The sequence below is a fragment of the Changpingibacter yushuensis genome, assembly GCF_014041995.1.
In the GTDB taxonomy this organism is placed as follows: Bacteria; Actinomycetota; Actinomycetes; order Actinomycetales; family Actinomycetaceae; genus Changpingibacter; species Changpingibacter yushuensis.
In genome coordinates this window covers 1,833,068-1,852,605 of sequence record NZ_CP059492.1, presented here as the reverse complement: position 1 = coordinate 1,852,605, position 19,538 = coordinate 1,833,068, and the positions used below count along the sequence as shown (strand labels likewise).

General features: G+C 58.6%; 16 protein-coding genes. 15 read left to right on the top strand and 1 reads right to left on the bottom strand.

All coding sequences use genetic code 11. The annotated features are described in order from the left end of the window. Position 1: 1 nt before the first annotated feature. The 13 genes from nusA (at position 2) to H2O17_RS08030 (ending at position 15,971) form a co-directional block, all read left to right on the top strand. On the top strand, positions 2–1,027 hold the full coding sequence (gene nusA, locus H2O17_RS08090; protein WP_182049226.1) for a transcription termination factor NusA: 1,026 nt from the start codon (positions 2–4) through the stop codon (positions 1,025–1,027). A gap of 187 nt (positions 1,028–1,214) precedes the next feature. Next, positions 1,215–1,535: a YlxR family protein gene (locus H2O17_RS08085; protein WP_220456737.1), complete on the top strand. Its 321-nt coding sequence runs from the start codon at positions 1,215–1,217 to the stop codon at positions 1,533–1,535. A 67-nt stretch (positions 1,536–1,602) separates the two neighbouring features. Next, complete coding sequence (gene infB / locus H2O17_RS08080) at positions 1,603–4,596, top strand: translation initiation factor IF-2 (RefSeq protein ID WP_182049224.1); 2,994 nt, start codon at positions 1,603–1,605, stop codon at positions 4,594–4,596. A 72-nt stretch (positions 4,597–4,668) separates the two neighbouring features. Beyond that, complete coding sequence (gene rbfA, locus H2O17_RS08075) at positions 4,669–5,157, top strand: 30S ribosome-binding factor RbfA (protein WP_182049223.1); 489 nt, start codon at positions 4,669–4,671, stop codon at positions 5,155–5,157. Beyond that, the gene (truB, locus tag H2O17_RS08070) at positions 5,147–6,256 is read left to right on the top strand and encodes a tRNA pseudouridine(55) synthase TruB (RefSeq protein WP_246311200.1); all 1,110 of its coding nucleotides are present in this window, start codon (positions 5,147–5,149) and stop codon (positions 6,254–6,256) included. The genes rbfA and truB overlap by 11 nt, the downstream gene beginning before the upstream one ends. A 183-nt stretch (positions 6,257–6,439) precedes the next feature. Beyond that, positions 6,440–7,954: a UxaA family hydrolase gene (locus H2O17_RS08065; protein ID WP_182049222.1), complete on the top strand. Its 1,515-nt coding sequence runs from the start codon at positions 6,440–6,442 to the stop codon at positions 7,952–7,954. Positions 7,955–8,074: 120 nt separating this feature from the next. Next, positions 8,075–8,290 (top strand): hypothetical protein, encoded by a 216-nt coding sequence (locus tag H2O17_RS08060; RefSeq protein ID WP_182049221.1) that lies wholly within the window; start codon positions 8,075–8,077, stop codon positions 8,288–8,290. A gap of 8 nt (positions 8,291–8,298) precedes the next feature. Then, a complete protein-coding gene (locus tag H2O17_RS08055; RefSeq protein ID WP_182049220.1) occupies positions 8,299–9,291 on the top strand; it encodes a bifunctional riboflavin kinase/FAD synthetase in 993 nt (330 codons plus the stop codon). Positions 9,292–9,510: 219 nt separating this feature from the next. Next, complete coding sequence (gene rpsO / locus H2O17_RS08050) at positions 9,511–9,780, top strand: 30S ribosomal protein S15 (protein ID WP_182049219.1); 270 nt, start codon at positions 9,511–9,513, stop codon at positions 9,778–9,780. A 307-nt stretch (positions 9,781–10,087) separates the two neighbouring features. After that, positions 10,088–12,436, top strand: coding sequence for a polyribonucleotide nucleotidyltransferase (locus H2O17_RS08045; RefSeq protein WP_182049218.1), 2,349 nt, complete (start codon positions 10,088–10,090; stop codon positions 12,434–12,436). Between the two features lie 110 nt (positions 12,437–12,546). Further along, positions 12,547–13,869, top strand: coding sequence for a M16 family metallopeptidase (locus H2O17_RS08040; RefSeq protein WP_246311199.1), 1,323 nt, complete (start codon positions 12,547–12,549; stop codon positions 13,867–13,869). Positions 13,870–13,988: 119 nt separating this feature from the next. After that, entirely contained in the window at positions 13,989–14,729 is a 741-nt protein-coding gene (gene dapB, locus H2O17_RS08035) for a 4-hydroxy-tetrahydrodipicolinate reductase (protein WP_182049217.1), read from the top strand. Positions 14,730–14,840: 111 nt separating this feature from the next. Then, positions 14,841–15,971: a 6-phosphofructokinase gene (locus tag H2O17_RS08030; RefSeq protein ID WP_182049216.1), complete on the top strand. Its 1,131-nt coding sequence runs from the start codon at positions 14,841–14,843 to the stop codon at positions 15,969–15,971. Between the two features lie 159 nt (positions 15,972–16,130). Here the strand turns inward: H2O17_RS08030 and H2O17_RS08025 are convergent, their stop codons facing one another. Then, a complete protein-coding gene (locus H2O17_RS08025) occupies positions 16,131–16,733 on the bottom strand; it encodes a GNAT family N-acetyltransferase (RefSeq protein ID WP_182049215.1) in 603 nt (200 codons plus the stop codon). A gap of 104 nt (positions 16,734–16,837) precedes the next feature. On the opposite strand from H2O17_RS08025, the gene dapA reads away from it, so the two are divergent. After that, positions 16,838–17,743 carry a 4-hydroxy-tetrahydrodipicolinate synthase gene (gene dapA, locus H2O17_RS08020; RefSeq protein ID WP_182049214.1) on the top strand — a complete coding sequence of 302 codons (906 nt, stop codon included), beginning with the start codon at positions 16,838–16,840 and terminating at the stop codon, positions 17,741–17,743. Positions 17,744–17,842: 99 nt separating this feature from the next. Next, on the top strand, positions 17,843–19,501 hold the full coding sequence (locus H2O17_RS08015) for a ribonuclease J (RefSeq protein WP_182050993.1): 1,659 nt from the start codon (positions 17,843–17,845) through the stop codon (positions 19,499–19,501). Positions 19,502–19,538 lie beyond the last annotated feature (37 nt).

The following is a 19,538-nucleotide window of genomic DNA, read 5'->3' as shown; positions in this document are numbered from 1 at the left end:
CGTGGATATTCAGATGAACGAGCTCCGCATTGTTGAGAGCGAACTTGGGATAAGCGTTGATGTCCTGGTTTCGGCCATAGAAGATGCGTTGCTGTACGCTTACCAACGCGTTCCGGGCGCAGTTCGTGGTGCACGCGTGGAGATGGACCGCATCACGGGCAAGGTCACAGTGTGGGCACCCGAAGTTGATGAGAACGAGCAGAAGATCGGTGAGTTCGACGACACGCCGGGAGATTTCGGCCGCATCGCCACCGCCACTGCGAAGTCAATCATTGCCCAGCGCCTACGCGATGCTGAGGCGGACCGCGTACTGGGATCTTTCAAGAACAAGCAGGGGCAGGTTGTCTCCGGAGTCGTACAGCAGAATGCTGGCAAGAACGGAGAATCACGCGATCTCCTTGTCGACGTCGGTGAACACGAGGCGATCCTCCGCGGCGAAGAGCAAGTCCCGACTGAGCATTTCCGTCATGGTGACCATATTCGAGCTCTGGTACTCGAAGTTGCCGTGGGACCCCGTGGAGCTTCCGTACGGCTGTCGCGCACCCATCCTGACTTTGTGCGCCGCCTCTTCGAAATGGAAGTTCCAGAAATCGAAGACGGCATCGTTGAGATCGTGGCTCTTGCCCGCGAAGCTGGGCATCGCACCAAAATGGCAGTGTGGTCGTCGGAATCTGATATCAACGCTAAGGGTGCCTGCATTGGTCACAATGGGCAACGAGTTCGTGCCGTCACCACCGAACTGAACGGTGAGAAGATCGATATTGTGGATTACGACGACGATCCGGGGCAGTTCATTGCGGCCGCGCTTTCGCCAGCCAAGGTCCTGCGAGTCGATGTTCTCAGCCGTGATCAGCGCCAGGCGCGTGCTATCGTTCCTGATGGCCAAACGTCACTTGCAATCGGTAAGGAAGCGCAGAATGTCCGATTGGCGGCAAAGCTGACTGGCTGGTCGATCGACATTCGTAAGGAGTCTGAGGATCCTCGCAACGGGCTCACATCTCCGGAGCGTGGCTTGCCGGAGGAGTGACGGGAATAGGAAAACCTACTCCAGAGTTCACTACTAAGGTGACGTCTGCACTGGCGTCGTCGTCTAACTGAACGTACGGGAGGCTATGTCATGAGTCTCACGTACGTGACGTGCGCTTCTGAACGGGCATAACCCTGCCTGTTCAGGCTAAGATATTGAGGGCATCTGCGATAGAGAAGGAATGACTGTGTCACCAAACCCGCGCACCTGTGTGGGCTGCCGTCGCAAAGATGTCCGTAAGAACCTCGTAAGAATCGCTGCCCGCGACTCCGCTGCTGAAGTGGATGAACAGGCAACAATCCCGGGCCGGGGAGCTTGGATTCACCCTGATCCAGGCTGCCTCAACAGGGCCAATCGTGCTCATGCTTTCGAACGTGCGCTCCGTGCGCAGAACCTCGACATGACAAAGATTGGCCTGTGGTTGGAATCAATCGTTTCTCGTGACGTCCATGACGGAGCGAGTCAAGAAGCCAAGAAAGCGGGTAGGAACCCGATGGGCACCCGATGAGTACCCAGCGATGAGCTGCCAGCAATAAGGGCCAGCGCGTGGCGCAGGCCCCCTACAAAGGAGAACTGTGGCCAAAGTCCGCGTCCACGAACTTGCCAAGGAATTGGGCATTACAAGTAAGAAACTGCTTGAAGTGCTCAAGGAGAACGGTGAGTTTGTTAAATCCGCCTCGTCTACGATCGAGGCTCCTGTTGTGCGTAAGGCACAAGAATTCGTTTCGTCGCATCCCGACATCGTTGAGAAGAAATCGGCTTCCCGCGCGCCTTCAGCTGCGCCGGCTCAGCCGAAGCCAACTCCGGTCATTGCGAGTGAAACGCCAGCCAAACCTGCTCCAAAGCCAGCAGACAAGGTGCCAGCTGCACCCAAGCCCGCGGTTGAGAATCAGGCACCGGCTGTAGAAACTGAATCGAATATGCCGGCTTTTTCGTCTGCTCCGTCAGCTCCGACTGCGCCAGCACAGAGCTCGGCAACACCGGGTCCTCGCCCACGTGCCAACTCTCCCAAGCCTCATCTGCCACGCTCAGATGAGCGACGCCCATCGCGCGGCGGTCAAGGCCGGGATGGTCAAGGCCGGGATAGCCGTGATGGCCAGGGTCGTGATAACCGTGAGAACCACGGCCGCGACAACCGTGATAGCCGCGACAATCGCGACTCGCGCGGTCGTGGTTCCAACCAGCGTGGCGGTGCGCCGCGCCCCGGTGGTGGCGCTCCGCGTCCGGGCAACAACCCGTTTGCCACTTCACAGGGAATGCCTCGGCCAGGCGGTGGCGTGAAGCCACACGCTCCGCGTCCGGGCAACAACCCGTTTGCTAACTCTCAGGGAATGCCGCGCCCGCACGGCGGACGTGACGCCAACGCTTCCGGCGGTGGTCCTCGTCCTCAGGGCGGCGCACGTCCAGCTCCACGCCCGCAGCGTCCTGGTGGCGCACGGCCGAGCCCCAGCATGATGCCTAACCATCAGGACTCCCAGCGCCCCGCTTCTGGCGGACGCCCGGGTGGCCGCGGACGCGGTGGTGCACCGGCTCGTGGTGGCCAGGGAGCGGCTCCAGGAGCAGCTGGTGGTGCAGCCGGCGGCCGTACAGGCGGTCCAGGCTTCACTCGCTCTGGCGGAAAGTCCCGTGGTGGTTCCACTGCGGGTGCATTCGGCCGTCAGGGAGGTCGCCCTTCGCGCGGTCGCAAGTCGCGCAGGACAAAGCGGGAAGAATGGGAAAGCCAGTCTTCGCCGATGGTCGCTGGTCTCGATATGCCACATGGCGACGGCTCGACGGTTGTCCGCATTCGTGCGGGAGCCTCTCTGGCCGATTTCGCCGAGCGCATTGGTGCCAACCCGGCTGGTCTGATTGCTGCTCTGTTCCGCATGGGCGAGATGGCTACAGTAAATCAGTCTCTTGATGAGGATACGTTCAAGCTGCTTGGCGCTGAGCTGGGCTACGATGTGCAGATTCTTTCCCCTGAAGATGAGGATCGCGAGATCCTAGAGCAGTTCGACATCGATTTGGATGCCGAAGAGGCAGGGGAGTCTCAAGAGAACCTAGTGCCGCGTCCACCGGTCGTGACCGTTATGGGCCACGTTGACCACGGCAAGACCAAGTTGCTGGATGCTATTCGCCACGCGCATGTCATTGACACGGAGCATGGCGGCATTACGCAGCACATCGGCGCCTATCAGGTATCCATTGAATATGAAGGTGCACAGCGCGCCATCACGTTCATTGATACCCCGGGCCACGAGGCGTTCACACAAATGCGTGCTCGCGGTGCGGACGTTACCGACATCGCGGTTCTGGTTGTTGCTGCCGACGACGGCGTTATGCCGCAGACGGTTGAAGCTATCAACCACGCACAATCTGCAGGCGTCCGCATCATCGTCGCTGTCAACAAGATTGACGTCGAGGGTGCGAACCCACAGAAGGTGCGCGCACAGCTGACCGAATACGGGATCGTTGCCGAGGAATACGGCGGCGACACGATGTTTGTTGACATTTCAGCCAAGCAGCGCATTGGCATTGAGGACTTGCTCGAGGCAATCCTCTATGTCTCCGATGCAGAGATCGAACCGAAGGCCAACCCGGATCGCCCGGCACGTGGCGTCTCAATCGAGGCAAAACTCGATCAAGGACGCGGTGCGGTGGTAACTGCACTGGTTCAAACCGGCACGTTGCGTGTTGGAGATTCGCTCGTGGTTGGAACGGCACATGGCCGAGTCCGCGCCATGTTCGATGAAGATGGCAACGTGGTTGAGGAAGCGGGCCCGTCGCGTCCCGTCCAGATCCTCGGTCTGTCCTCTGTTCCTTCGGCTGGTGACAACTTCCTTGTTTCCGACGACGATCGCACGGCACGCCAGATCGCTGATAAGCGTGAGGCGGCTAAGCGCGCCGCGACCTTGGCGAAGCGCCGCAAGCGGGTCTCTCTTGAGAACCTCAACGACGCTTTGAAGGAAGGGAGCATGCAGACTCTCAACCTCATTCTCAAGGGCGACGCCTCCGGTTCTGTCGAAGCCTTGGAGTCCTCGCTTCTCGAAATCGAGGTTGGCGAAGAAGTCCAGCTGCAGATCATCCACCGTGGCGTCGGTGCAATCACTCAGAACGATGTCAACTTGGCAACAGTCGACAATGCAATCATCATCGGCTTCAACGTGCGCCCGGCAGAGCGCGTCACGGACATGGCTGATCGTGAGGGCGTAGAGATGAAGTTCTACTCGGTCATCTACAAGGCGATTGAAGATGTTGAGGCAGCGCTCAAGGGAATGCTCAAGCCGATCTACGAAGAGGTCCAGCTGGGCAGCGCGGAGATCCGTCAGGTATTCCGCTCTGGCAAGTTTGGCAACATCGCAGGTTCGATCGTTCGTTCCGGCACGATCAAGCGTGGTACAAAGGCACGTTTGGTTCGCGACGGCGTTGTTCTGGCTCCCGAGTTGGAGATCGCGTCATTGCGCCGCGAGAAGGACGACGTCACCGAAGTTCGCGAAGGCTACGAATGCGGTATCACGCTAGGCTACAAGGACCTCGCCGAAGGCGACATCATTGAAACCTACGAAATGCAGGAAAAGCCGCGCGACTGATCACGCGCATAATCGATTGGCGGCGGGCTGCTCATATGGGCAGCCCGCCGCCACAGATGAAGGGACATGGCCATGCCAAATCCACGTGTTACTCGCGTTGCTGAGCGCATCCATGAGATCGTCGCATCGATGGTGACCAGCAAACTCAAGGATCCCCGCCTCAACCTCGTCACTATCACTGACGTGCGCGTGACGGGAGATCTGCAGCACGCCACAATCTTCTATACGGCCTACGGCTCAGAGAACGAGCTTCGGACGGCTGGCCGCGGTCTGAACGCAGCCAAGGGACTCATTCGCTCGCAGATCGGTGCTGGTCTTGGTCTCCGGCTGACACCCACCATCGAATTCGTTGCGGATGCACTTCCTGAGACGGCGCGTTCATTCGAGGATGCGTTGACCGCCACGAAGTTCCGTGACCAAGAGATCACCAAGGCTTCCGCAGGTGCACAATGGGCTGGCGAAGCTGATCCCTACAAGTCGTCTGAGGAGTCCGCTGAGGAAGCGTCCACTGAGGAAGCGTCCACTGACTCCGAAGAAGGTTCGGCTGACGGTGACGAATAAGGAGTTCGGTCAAGCTGGCTCGGCTCCGCAGGAGCCAGCCGGCGGCGCCAAGCAGTATCGCCGGAGAGAGATGCCTTGGGGGCGGCTTCCCCGGCCGAGCCGCGATGGGTATGAGGAACCGAACGGCCTCGTCGTCGTCGACAAAATGCAGGGCGTGACTAGCCACGATGTGGTTGGGGCGATGCGTGCGTTGGCGGGTACCCGAAAGGTCGGGCACGCGGGCACGCTAGACCCGATGGCTACTGGCGTGCTGTGCGTGGGTGTCGGGCGAGCCACCAAGTTGCTGCAATATGTGACTGGCACGTCCAAGGAGTATGTGGCCACAATTCGGCTCGGGCTCGAAACTACAACGGAAGACGCCGAGGGCGCGATCACACGGGTCCTGGGCTGCGGTTCTCTGACCAACGTCTTCGAAGATGATGGGAAGCGCTTAGCGACGGCGGATGAAATTGCCGCGCGCATCGAAGCGGCAATAGCTCCACTTCGTGGCGATATTCTGCAGGTTCCGAGCGCGGTCAGCGCAATCAAGGTGGGCGGCAAGCGCTCCTATGACTTGGTGCGAAATGGCGCGCAGGTGCAACTTGAGGCCCGTCCGGTGCGTATTGGACGTTTTGAGGCGCTCGGACTACCCAGTTCCACTCGAGTGGAAGCCCATGGTGAATGGGTGGACGTGTTGGATCTTGACGTCATTGTGGAGTGTTCGGCTGGCACCTACATTCGCGCGCTGGCCCGTGATCTTGGCGATTCGCTTCACACTGGCGCTCATCTGATCGCCTTGCGACGCACACGCGTTGGATCGTGGACAGTGAATCATGCTTTCTCCATTCCGGCACTCGCCGAATACGTGGCCACAGGTGAGCCTCTACCGATGGTCAGCCTCGCGGATCTGTGCCGGGGACTTTTCCCTTGCATTGAGGTCTCAGGAGAAGAGGCAGCGCTGCTTCGCAACGGGCAGTTCATTGAGAAGCGGCCGTGGCCCGCGGCGCCTGCGGGCTGCGCTCCAGGTGAGGTTGCCGTGGCATTCTCCGATTGTGTTCCCGTGGCACTCATCTCACGGCGCTCAGGCAAACTCAAGCCTGATCTTCTTCTCAGCCTGTAATAGTTCGACCGGTGTGAGGTCCTAGGTCCCGCTCATTCATTTTGACATGGGACAGACTATATACATACATAGACGAGCGTTTCGATATTGTCGATATTTGTCTACAAACCGATCACTTGCTTATGTGCCGAAATAGGAGAGACCGGATGAATGTCCGGAAGGCATGGCAGCCGAAGGAGCCCGATGAAGCCGCTCTACGTCATTACGAATCCCGCGGATAACGTGGCAATTACTACCCAACCAATAGCGCTTGGCACCGAACTGATGCCTGGTGTGGTGGCACGTGAGGAGATCCCACAGGCGCACAAGATTGCTCTCGAGGACACACCCAAGGGTGGAATCGTTCGCCGCTACAATGTGGTCATTGGCTATGCGAAAGAGGCGATCGCGCAGGGTTCATGGATCAACGAGTTCATGCTCGATCTCCCGCAGTCACCCGACATCGAGGAGTACACGTTCCCCGGTAAGCGCGATGTCACACTCCCGGACCCACCGCGCACTACGTGGCTCGGTTACGACAACGGACCAGATAAGTTCGCTGGGACGAAGAACGTACTCGGCATCATGAGTTCTGTCCAATGCGTCAAAGGCGTGCTCGCCGTGGCCGTTAAGAAGATGAAGGACGAACTGCTTCCCAAGTATCCCAATGCGGACGACATCGTGCCGATCGATCACGCCTATGGATGCGGCGTCGCAATCGACGCACCGGACGCGAAGATCCCGATCCGATCACTGAAGAACCTCATGTATAACCCGAACTTTGGCGGGGAGATCATGGTGGTTTCACTTGGGTGTGAGAAGCTCACCGCAGAGCGCCTTCTGCCTCCGGAGATGATCAATCGTGACAACGTGGTTGTGCTTCAGGATTACGAGGGCTTTGAGGCCATCATTGAGGCACTTGTGGCTTGCGCCGAGCCCAAGTTGGCACGCCTTAACCAGCGTGAACGCACACCACTGCCGCTCTCAAAGCTCTGCATTGGCATGCAATGCGGTGGGTCAGATGCCTTCTCCGGACTTTCGGCAAACCCAAGTGCGGGATACGCCTCCGACATGCTGGTCAAAGGGGGTGCAACTGTCATGTTTTCCGAAGTCACTGAAGTGCGCGATGGAGCATATCTCATTGCTGACCGATGTGAGGACGAGGAGACTGCTGCAAAGTTCCTAGCCGAAATGGCTTGGTATGACAGCTACTTGGAGAAGGGCGGTGTGGACAGGTCTGCGAATCCTACTCCTGGCAACAAAAAGGGTGGACTCGCCAACATCGTCGAAAAGACAATGGGCTCGATCGCCAAGTCGGGCACTGCCACTATCACTGAGGTAATCTCGCCTGGAGAGTTGCCTACGAAGCATGGACTGATGTTCAACGCGACACCCGCCTCCGACATCGTCTGTGGACCCATGCAGGTAGCCTCGGGAATCACCCTTCAGGTGTTCATGACCGGACGGGGTACGCCATATGGGCTGGATATCGCGCCTGTTATCAAGGTGTGTTCGCAGAGCGATCTCAAGAAGAAGTGGTTTGACATCATCGATGTCAATGCGGGACAAGTGGTGGACGGCGAGAAGACTATTCCCGAGGTCGGCACCGAGATCTTCAACTTGATTCTTGACGTGGCTTCAGCGACCAAAGAGACGTTTTCACAGAAGTACGGTCTGAAGAACGACTTCATCGTGTTCAACCCAGCTCCTATCACGTAATGGCTGCAGGGCTAGCGCCGTAGAGGCTTACCACAGCATGTGCCCGGATGTGATCCGGGCACATGCTGTTTGTGACCGCCCGGACGGGATTACATGGGCTATGGACGGTAGGCTTGTTCCGTGGAACTGAACCAAAATGAATCAAACACGGAATCCTGCGGTTGCGGCGGGCACGCTAAGGCTGAAGAAAAGCTGGGCGGCTGCGGTTGCGGCGGGCACCATTCTGATCAGGAAGTGCGCCATGCGCATTCTCCCGAGGCCGAGGAAATGCGCGCTGAAGGACATCTGGATCTTTCCGAAGGCCGGCGTAATCTCGGCCTTCGGTCGGCAAAGTGAGCCGCGCTATGCAGGTTTGGCACAGCGAGGAGGATATTCCGAGCGAGTTGGGCCGAACCGTGGTGACGATGGGCATTTTCGACGGCGTTCACAAAGGCCACCGAGCCGTTCTTGCCAAGACCGTTGCTGAAGCCAAGGCACGAGGCGTCATGTCCGTGGCGCTAACGTTTGATCCTCATCCGGCAACCGTCCATAATCCTGACAGCCCTATTCACCTAGTGGCGACGCTTGGAGACCGGCTCGATCGCCTAGCTGCCGCTGGCATTGATGCCACCTTTGTGCAGCACTACACACTCGAATACGCACAGGCCAGCCCCCGAGAGTTCGTGGCAAATCAGCTCGTGGGTCAGCTTCACGCCGAAGCGATCGTGGTGGGCCAGGACGCTAGGTTTGGCAAGGGCAACGTTGGTGACGGTGACATGCTACGGGCCCTAGGTTCCCAACTAGGTTTTAGTGTGTACCTTGTCTCTGACGTAGGCGACGACGCCGGTCATCGCTGGTCATCTACTAGGGTCCGCGAACTCCTTTCGATGGGTGATGTCAGCGGCGCTGCGATGGTTCTGGGGCGTCCTCACCGGATTCGTGGCGAGGTAGTTCACGGCTTCCAACGCGGGCGCGAACTTGGATTTCCTACGGCCAACCTAACAGGGGACAACCTTGGTGAGGTGCCAGCCGACGGCGTGTACGCCGGGTGGCTTGTCAGGCGCGTTCCAGCCTCCAGTGCCGCCGAGTACCTGCCGGCCGCGATTTCTGTTGGAACCAATCCGCAGTTTGACGGCGTGGAGCGCACAGTGGAGGCTCACGTGCTTGGCCGTTCCGACCTCAACCTGTATGGCGAATCAGTGGCGATTGACTTCATTGAGCGGCTCCGCCCGATGTTCTCATTTGGCTCCCTTGATGAGTTGCTAGTGCAGATGGATGAGGATCTGCGCGGAACTGCCGAGGTGTTGGGTGTACCCACTGCCGGGCGGGTGGATCCCAAGAAGATCAAGGCTATCTAGCAGGTTTGATAGCGGGCCGTAAGGCAATTGGTGGCAGGCAGTGAGGCGAGGCGTAAGGCAGTGAGAGAGGAAAGCCGGTCGGCAAGCTCACAACTGGCCTAACCGCTGGAAAAACCCGGACATGGTAGACTTCTTGAGCCGTTAGATCGGCCACGGATGTGTCATTGCCTGGGAGAACATGCCCCAGTGCTCTGTGCAACGGAACCAATAAGGAGAATCATGGCGCTCAAGCCTGAAGAAAAGCAGCAGATCATTGCAGAGTACGCAACCCATGAAGGTGACACCGGTTCGCCCGAGGTTCAGGTTGCACTGCTCTCAGCTCGTATCAAGGAGCTCACTGAGCACTTCCGCACACACAAGCACGATCACCACTCACGCCGTGGTCTGATGCTCCTCATCGGTCAGCGCAAGCGCCTTCTCGCATACCTTGCTGAAGAAGACATCGAACGCTACCGTTCCCTCATTGCTCGTCTCGGCTTGCGCCGATGACTAACTGATAAGCGGCCTGGGCATATTGCCCGGGCCGCTTGTAGTTTGTTGAGCCGAATGGCGAATCGTTAACAGCCACAGTGAGCCCGTGTGTTCACGCAAACAACAGACAACTCCGAATAGAATTCGGTAGTCTGCCAATGGCTGAGTGGCTTGTTCGCCGCTCATGCCACAGCAAACTGGAGGCCCCCGCCTCCACGATCGACAAAGAAGATAGACCCGCACCCGGTCCTCGGTGGTGGCCTACGGAAGCTGTTCCGCGGGTTTTTACTGATGGCCGTGTCGGGAGCAAAAGAAGGAGGTCCCTGTGGAGGGTCCTGACGTTCATTCTTCCGAGGCAGTCATTGACAATGGCTCTTTCGGAACCCGCACAATCCGTTTCGAGACGGGCGTTCTCGCCCGTCAGGCAAATGGCTCAGCAGTCGCTTACCTTGACGGTGAAACAACCGTGTTCGCCGCCACCACGGCATCTAAGTCGCCGAAGGAACATTTTGATTTCTTCCCGCTGACCGTAGACGTGGAAGAGCGCGCTTACGCAGCTGGCCGCATCCCTGGATCGTTCTTCCGCCGCGAAGGCCGTCCCGGTACTGAGGCCATCCTCGCCGCTCGCCTCATCGACCGTCCGTTGCGCCCCGCATTCAAGAAGGGCATGCGTAACGAAGTTCAGGTTGTCGCAACTGTACTGACGATTCACCCGGACGATGCGTACGACGTCGTCGCCATCAACGCCGCTTCACTTTCCACCTCCCTTGCTGGCCTGCCGTTCTCCGGCCCAGTTGGTGGTACTCGCATTGCGCTCGTTGACGGCAAGTGGATCGCATTCCCTCGCTACAGCGAAATGGCACGCGCCACCTTCACGATGGCAATCGCTGGCCGCATTGTTGGCGACGACGTCGCCGTCATGATGGTCGAAGCCTCCGCTCCGGAGAACGCTGACGCTGTTATCAAGGTCGGCGGCACCAAGCCCACCGAAGCAATCGTGGCCGAGGGGTTGGAAGCTGCTAAGCCAGTTATTCGCGAGCTGTGCGAAGCGCAGATCAAGCTCATTGAGGAGTGCGGAAAGCCCACGGGCGAATTCCCATTCTTCCCCGATTACACGGAGGATCAGCTAGCGGCTGTTGAAGGCGTGCTCGGCGATCGTTTCGCTCCGATCTTGGGCATTGTTGCCAAGGCCGAACGCGATGAGGCTCTCAACACTCTGACGGATTCTGTGGTTGCCGAACTGGCAGACCAGTTCCCGGAGCTGGAGAACATGGTGGCCGCTGCGGTCAACGCAGCTTTCAAGAAGACAATGCGCCGTCACGTACTCACTGAAGGCGTCCGTATGGACGGCCGCACCCCGGTTGAGATTCGTTCCATCAGCGCAGAAGCCGGTGTGCTACCTCGCGTTCACGGCTCTGCACTGTTCCAGCGCGGCGAAACCCAGATCTTGGGCGTTACAACCTTGAACATGCTGAAGATGGAGCAGCAGCTGGATAACCTTTCTCCGGTTACCCGCAAGCGCTACATTCACCACTACAACTTCCCGCCATACTCGACTGGTGAGACCGGCCGCGTTGGTAGCCCCAAGCGCCGCGAGATCGGTCACGGCCACCTTGCTGAGATCGCACTCGAATCCCAGCTTCCTGAACGCGAAGAGTTCCCCTACGCGATTCGTCAGGTCTCTGAGACCATGGGCTCGAACGGTTCATCGTCAATGGGATCTGTGTGCGCCTCGACCCTCGCTCTGCTCAACGCTGGTGTGCCGCTGAAGGCCCCTGTTGCAGGTATTGCGATGGGCCTGATTTCAGACACGATCGACAACCAGACTCGTTTCGTCACACTGACAGACATTCTGGGCGCTGAGGATGCACTCGGCGATATGGACTTCAAGGTTGCCGGCACACGCGAGTATGTCACGGCTCTTCAGCTTGACACCAAGCTGGCCGGCATTCCTGCCGCAGTGCTGGATGCCGCTCTGGGCCAGGCTCGTGAGGCACGCCTCGCGATCCTCGATCTCATGAACGAAGCCATTGGTGGTCCTGATGAGATGGCGCCAACAGCACCACGAATCATCTCCGTCAAGATTCCTTCCGACAAGATCGGTGAAGTCATCGGACCCAAGGGCAAGATGATCAACCAGATCCAGGAGGATACCGGCGCAGACATCACGATCGAAGAAGACGGTACCGTCTTCATCGGCGCGAGCAATGGCGAGTCTGCTGATGCTGCGCGTTCGGCGATCAATGCGATTGCAAACCCACAGATGCCTGAGGTTGGCGAGCGCTTCGTGGGCACGGTTGTCAAGACCACCACGTTCGGTGCGTTCGTTTCCCTTATGCCGGGCCGCGACGGCCTACTGCATATCTCGCAGATTCGTCGGATGGTGGGCGGCAAGCGCGTCGAGAACGTGGAAGACGTGGTCAACGTCGGTGACAAGGTCGAGGTCGAGATCTCCGAGCTGGATTCACGCGGCAAGGTTTCGCTGGCTGCTGTTGTCGATGGCGTTGCCGTCACTGAGCGCGATTCGGAGGAGGAAGGCGAACGCCGTCCTCGCAGCGACCGTGGTGAGCGGGGCGATCGCGGTGGCGAACGCGGTTCGCGCCGTGGCTCCCGCCAGCGCCGCCGTACCCACTCGGATGATGCAGGCGAAGGCTCAGCTCCCGAAGGAGAGTGAGTCAATCCACCGCTGGCAGGCTGTGGCTTGCGAGCGGTGAGATAGTGATGTGATAGGCAAGCGGCCCAGAAGGTTTCTTCTGGGCCGCTTGTTTCCATTACGCTGGCATAGTGGTTGCTGCAGATTTCACCGAACGTTCACTCGATCTGGATGCCGAAAAGGAAATGCGGCTTGTTGACAACGGCCTTGTCACTCGCCGAAGTATCCTTCCCGGCGGCATTCGCGTTCTCACTGAGGAGATACCCCATCAGCATTCGACCTCGGTTGGGCTGTGGATCGGAGCGGGTTCGCGGGATGAAGCTCCGGGATCCGAAGGGTCAACCCACTTCCTTGAACATCTTCTCTTCAAGGGGACGAAGAAGCGCAGCGCTAAGGATATCGCGGAGCGCATCGACTACCTTGGTGGCGGATTCAACGCAGCCACGGCCAAGCAGTACACCTGCTACTACGGCCATGTATTCGACGAGGATCTATTCGACGGCCTAGATCTGCTCACAGATATGGTCACCGGCGCCCGGCTTAGCGCTGAGGATATGGAGATGGAACGCGGCGTTATCCTCGAGGAACTCGCCATGTATAACGACGACGCCTCCGAGGTGGCGCACGAAGCCATTCCAGCCATGGTGTTCCAGAATCACCCGCTTGGACGCCCGGTTGGTGGATCGAGGGAGTCAGTGACAGCGCTGTCACATGATCGGCTGACCGCCCATTACGGTTCAAAATACCGATCGAATGAGCTGGTGGTGACGGCCGCGGGCGCAATCAATCACGATCAGTTGTGCGACGATGTGTTGCACTTGCTTGAGATCTCAGGATGGGATACTTCGTCGCCTGCCGTTCCCAGCGAAAGGCGATACGCCAGCCAAATCGAATACGCCCAGCCCACACGCCAGCATCTCAATCGTGCCGTAGAACAAGCAGCTGTAGTGCTCGGAATGCCTGCGATGGATCTGTTCGATGAACGCCGTCCCGTCATTTTTGCGTTGAACGCGATCCTCGGTGGTGGCACATCATCGCGGTTGTTCCAACAGATTCGCGAGGAACGTGGGCTGGCCTACTCCACGTACTCATTCCCGGCCAACTTCCCTGAAGGGGGAATGTTCGGACTCTACGCTGGATGTGCACCAGATAATGTTTCTGCTGTGTCCGAGTTGCTTGGCGCATGCCTTGACGATTTGGCCGCCAACGGCGTCACTCAAGACGAAGTGGAGTCTGCCTACCGGCGTGTACGTGCAGACATCATCTTTGACGCCGAGCGAATTTCAAGCCACATGAATCGGCTTGGGCATGCGGAACTCATTCGCGGCACACTCGTGTCCCAAGATGAGCAGCTCCGCCGGTCACGCGCTGTGACGGCGGAACAGATTACCGAGTTGGCACGGCAGTTGGCATCCGGTCCTCGTTCTCTGTGCACAGTGGGTCCGCAGGGCTAGACACCTTTCCGAACTACGTGCCACACGAGAGAGTGTGGGTAACTAACGCCGTTCCACAGCCCAAGGCCTTTCAGCGAACATCTTTCTGCTCGGTGCGCCTCAGACGGTAACCTGATTTCATGACGATCAAAGTGGCAGTAATAGGCGCAGCAGGCCGCATGGGTAGGACGGTTTGCGATGCGGTAAGCCAGGCGGAGGATCTGGAACTTGTGGCCCAGATTGACGCCGGTGTTTCCATCGAGGGAAATCTCAACGGCGCACAAGTGGCTGTCGAGTTCACCGTTCCCGCGGTGACTGAAGCCAACGTCCATGCGCTGCTGGACTGTGGGGTCGACGTCGTCGTCGGCACAACCGGCTGGACGGAAGAATCGCTTGCGCGTGTGGGTGAACATGCGGATGCCACACGACGTTCGGTGATCATCGCGCCGAATTATGGGCTTTCCGCGGTATTGCTCATGAGCTTCGCGGAAAAGGCGGCGCCGTATTTCGAATCGGTGGAGGTAATTGAACTACACCATCCAGAGAAAGTGGACGCTCCATCAGGAACGGCCACAACCACGGCCAAGCGCATCTCAGCAGCCCGGGTGGCCGCTGGTGTTGCCGCCAGCCCCGATGCTACGCAGATCGATCCGGAGGGAGCGCGAGGCGCCAATGTTGAGGGCGTGCACGTCCATGCAGTTCGCCTTCGCGGTCTGAACGCGCACGAGGAGGTACTGCTCGGAAACCCCGCGGAACAACTGGTGTTGCGCCAAGACTCCTTTGATCGAACAAGCTTCATGCCGGGGGTACTGCTCGCGATCCGCAATGTAATGGGGCGGGGTGGGCTCACATATGGCCTAGATAAGGTGATCGACCTCTAGAGCGCGCGATCTCTCAGGTAGTCTACGAAATAATCATGAGATGCCGGGCAAACAAAGGTGGCACAGCGGCCACCTTTCCCGGCGCTGAACCGACTGATGAAGGAGGGGCCGATGAGTGAAACCCCACGCAGAGTAGGTGTGCTGACCGCTGGAGGCGACAGCCCAGGGCTTAACGCCGCCATTCGAGGGTTTGGCAAAGCTGCCATCTCGCGTTATGACATGGAGCTAGTTGGCTTTATCGATGGGATTCGAGGGTTGGCTGAGAATCACACACGTCAACTAACCTCAATTGACCTCGCGGGAATCCTCACCGTGGGCGGGACGATCTTGGGCACCTCGCGCGACAAACCGCACAAGATGAACGTGAACGGCGAAATCGTCAACATGGTGCCCACCATCGTTGAGAACTACCACAAGAACGATCTGGACGCCCTCGTGTGCATTGGTGGTGGCGGAACCGCGAAGAATGCCATGAAGCTCGCAGAAGCCGGGCTCAACGTCATCCACCTTCCTAAGACGATTGACAACGACATCGCGCATACTGACACCAGCTTCGGGTTCTCCACTGCGTTGGGAATCGCCACTGAGGCAATCGACAGGCTTCACTCCACAGCCCATTCCCATCACCGCATTGTGGTGGTAGAGACCATGGGTCACAAGGCCGGCTGGCTGGCGCTGGGCGCTGGGATCGCCGGGGGAGCGGACATCGTCCTTATCCCCGAGATTCCGTACGAGGTCAATGCGATCGCCGCCTCGGTTGAAGAACGCGCGCGTTCTGGGCACAACTTCTCAGTTCTTGCGATTGCCGAAGGTGCACTGAGCGTCAAAGACACGGCAACTCTGGCAGCAGCGGAATCGCTCGTGAGGACCGCAACCTCGCCTGAAGCGAAACGGGCAGCAAAGGAGTACCGGCAAAGCGTCCTGAGCGGGCATCGTGACAACGCCTTTAAGCTTGCCGAAGAACTCGAAGGAATCACCGGGCTCGAAGCCCGCGTGACAGTCTTGGGATATGTGCAGCGCGGAGGTACGCCGGATGCGTCTGACCGTCTGCTCGGCACAGTTCTGGGCGGTGCCGGAGCACGTCACGTGGCTAACGGGGAGTTCGGAATTACTGTTGCCGCTCGCGGCCAAGGATCCGAACCTGTGCCACTCGAAGAGGTCGCCGGTTCAGTCAAAACCGTGCCTCTAGACCACCCATGGGTCACTGCCGCACGGGATGTGGGAACGAACCTCGGAGACTAGGGGGCTTGGGAAACTAGGCCGCTTGGGAGTCTCTAGGCCGCTGGGGAGTCTGAGAAGTCGGCAAAGCTCACGGGAAAAGGCGGCGGTATCCTACGGGGCTGGCATGTAGGCATCAGAGAATTCTAGGCCGAACGCCCACGATCACGTGATCGTGGGCGTTCACTCTGCCAGCAGAGCATGCCAGCAGTGCTCGTTGACCAAGACGCCGCCCACGTCCACTGCGCGGCGCAGTCCCGCAGGCGCAAAGCCTGCGGCCTGAAAGAACTTGATGTGCGCGTCGTCGCCCGCCAACACCCATGTCTGGATCTCAGTGGCTCCCTGTTGGCGGGCGGTGTCCGTTGCCGCAGCCAGAAGGCGCGATCCGTGCCCTGCCCGCTGCCGTGCCGCGGGAACTTCCAAAGCCGTCACTTCCACCACAACCCGTTTGGCTGCTTCGCTACTGCGCTGCTCCGCGACATTTGCCCGCGCGGGTGTCACGACCACGTCGTCGGACACAACAGTGGGGCAAAACGCGACGAATCCCGCTATGACGCCGTCGTGAACTGCAACGAGTACGTGATGATCGGAGGAAGGTGGGTTCGAGATGGTGCCAAGCCACGCATTGGCGAACACACGGGCGTCGATCAGCGCCTCCACGTCAGCAGCGAGGCGTGCGCCCGTAGCTGCCACCAGCTCGGCTTTCATCGTTCGTGCATGAATATCGCCCATCGCAGAGGCGTCTAGGCCAGTAGCAGGACGAACAAACACATGTGACTCGCTCATGCCCACTAGGCTAGCTGGCACCGCGTTGGTCCGCCCAATTGACGTCCGTCCGAATATCGGGTCCTTGCCACGCAACGTCTTCGCGCACGCTAGAGTCATGAAGCATGAGTGAGACAACGCAGGTCCCGCAGCGCGCATTCGGCTCTGTCGCCGTTGCGATGGTGACACCGTTCCATGAAGGCGGCGCCCTTGACATAGATTCCGCCGTGGCCCTAGCCAACAAGTTGGTTGACGATGGCTGTGACGCCATCCTCCTTTCGGGTACCACTGGGGAGTCTCCCACCACCCATCAGCCGGAGAAGGATGAGCTTGTTCGGGAGGTCAAGAAGAGCCTCGGAAACCGTGCGATGGTGATCGCCGGCGCAGGTTCGAATGACACTGCGCACGCAGTACGCGTTGCGCAAGGTGCACTGGAATCGGGCGCCGATGGCTTGCTCGTTGTGGCTCCGTACTACAACCGCCCATCTCAAGAAGGCGTGTACCAGCATATTCTGGCAGTCACCCAAGCCACAGATCTGCCCGTCATGATCTATGACATCCCGGGGCGAACCGGAGTCAAGCTGGAGTTGGACACTCTCAAGCGCCTCGCGGAGCATCCACGCATTCTGGCTGTCAAAGACGCCACAGGCGATGTGGCTGACGGTTTTGTGAAGATGGACGTCACCGGGCTCGAGTATTACTCGGGCGACGACGCCCTGAACTTTGCGTGGCTCGCACACGGAGCGTCCGGTGTTGTATCTGTGGCCGGGCATATCATTGCCAAGCAACTGCGCGCGCTAGTGACAGAAGTCGACGCTGGCGATTTGCCTGCTGCGCGCGCTGAGGCCGCACGCCAGCGGCCCGTTATTCAAGCGATTATGGGTGGGGGCCAAGGTGCGGTTATGGCCAAAGAAGCCCTCAAGCTTGCCGGTGTGCTGCCTTCAGCCACTCTTCGGCTGCCGCTTGTGGGAGCATCGAAGGGGCAGATTGCTGAACTCGCCCAAGTGTTGCGTCACAACGGATTGATGTGAGCCACAGCGCGCCCAAACGATGAACAACAACGCATATGTGCATGTGCCCGCCAATTCGGGTTGATCTCATGCGACAATAGTGCTGTGACTGACCACGTGATGCCTGCTCCTTTGTCCAACGATGCCGTTCGTATCATTCCTCTTGGAGGGTTAGGCGAAGTCGGGCGCAACTGCAATGTTCTGGAGTATCAGGGCAAGCTCGTCGTCGTCGATTGTGGTGTGCTCTTCCCGGAAGAAAGCCAACCCGGCGTTGATCTCATACTTCCTGATATTGATTATCTGAAGAATCGGATTAACGACGTCGAAGCCATTGTGCTCACGCACGGCCATGAGGACCATATTGGTGCCGTTCCCTATCTTCTGAAGCTTCGTAACGATATTCCAATTGTCGGTTCTCAGCTGACCATTGCATTTATCGAGGCAAAGCTTCAAGAGCACCGCATCAAGCCACATTCCCACATCGTGGTGGAGGGTGACGTAGAGAATGTGGGGCCGTTCGAGATGGAATTCATCGCGGTGAACCACTCGGTCCCTGATGCTTTGGCTGTATTTGTGCGGTCACCCGAAGGCAACATTCTCATCACGGGGGACTTCAAGATGGATCAGCTGCCAGTTGATGGCCGCCTGACTGATCTGCGAGCCTTTGCCAAGGCCGGTCAAGAGGGCGTAGATCTGTTCATGTGCGACTCAACCAATGCTGAGGTTCCCGGCTTCGTACGGTCTGAATCAGAAATCGGTCCGGTTATCGACGATGTATTTGCTCATGCACCTGGGCAGATCGTGGTGGCTTCCTTCTCGTCACACGTTCATCGCGTTCAGCAAGTACTCAACGCCGCCGCCCACCACGGGCGCAAGGTTGCCTTCGTTGGCCGTTCGATGGTGCGCAATATGACCATCGCTGCTGAACTCGGCTATTTGGACGTTCCGGCCGGAGTGCTTTTGGACCTGGGATACATGCGTGACATCCCTGAGAATCAAAGGGTCTACATGTCCACTGGTTCTCAAGGTGAACCGATGGCAGTTCTAGCTCGTATCGCATCCTCGACTCATCCGAAGATAGCGGTGGGTCCAAGCGATACGGTGCTTTTTGCGTCCTCTCTTATCCCTGGCAACGAAAACTCCGTGTACCGCCTTATCAATGGGCTCATGCGTCTTGGTGCCCGCGTCATCCACCAAGGAAACGCACGTGTTCACGTATCGGGTCACGCTGCTCAAGGCGAACTGCTCTATTGTTACAACATCCTCCAGCCGGCTTTTGCTATGCCTATTCACGGCGAAGTTCGCCATCAGGTGGCAAACGGCGGCATAGCAGTCAAGACGGGTGTTCCGCCAGAGAATGTGATCCTCGCGGAAAACGGTTCCGTCATAGATATGCACGATGGAGTGGTCCAACTGGTAGGTTCTGTGCCATTCCACGAGATCTATGTTGACGGATCCTCGGTTGGAGACATCACAGAGACCGAACTCAAGGATCGCCGCATACTCGCGGAAGAGGGCTTCATCGCCATCTTCGCTGCTGTAGATGCCAAGGCTGAGCAGATTGTGACAGGCCCGCATATTCAAGCCCGCGCCATGGCGGAAGATGAATCTGTGTTTGACGATATCCTCCCCGAAGTCACGGTGGCTCTTGAGGAAGCTCTGGAGAAGGGCATGGATACGTACGGCATGCAGCAAGCCATGCGCCGGGTCATGGGCCGGTGGGTCTCCCGTAAGCTTCGCCGCTCGCCCATGATCATCCCAACTGTTGTAGAGGTCTAGCTCCTATCCGATAGGAAGCCCTAGTCGTGTAGCCATG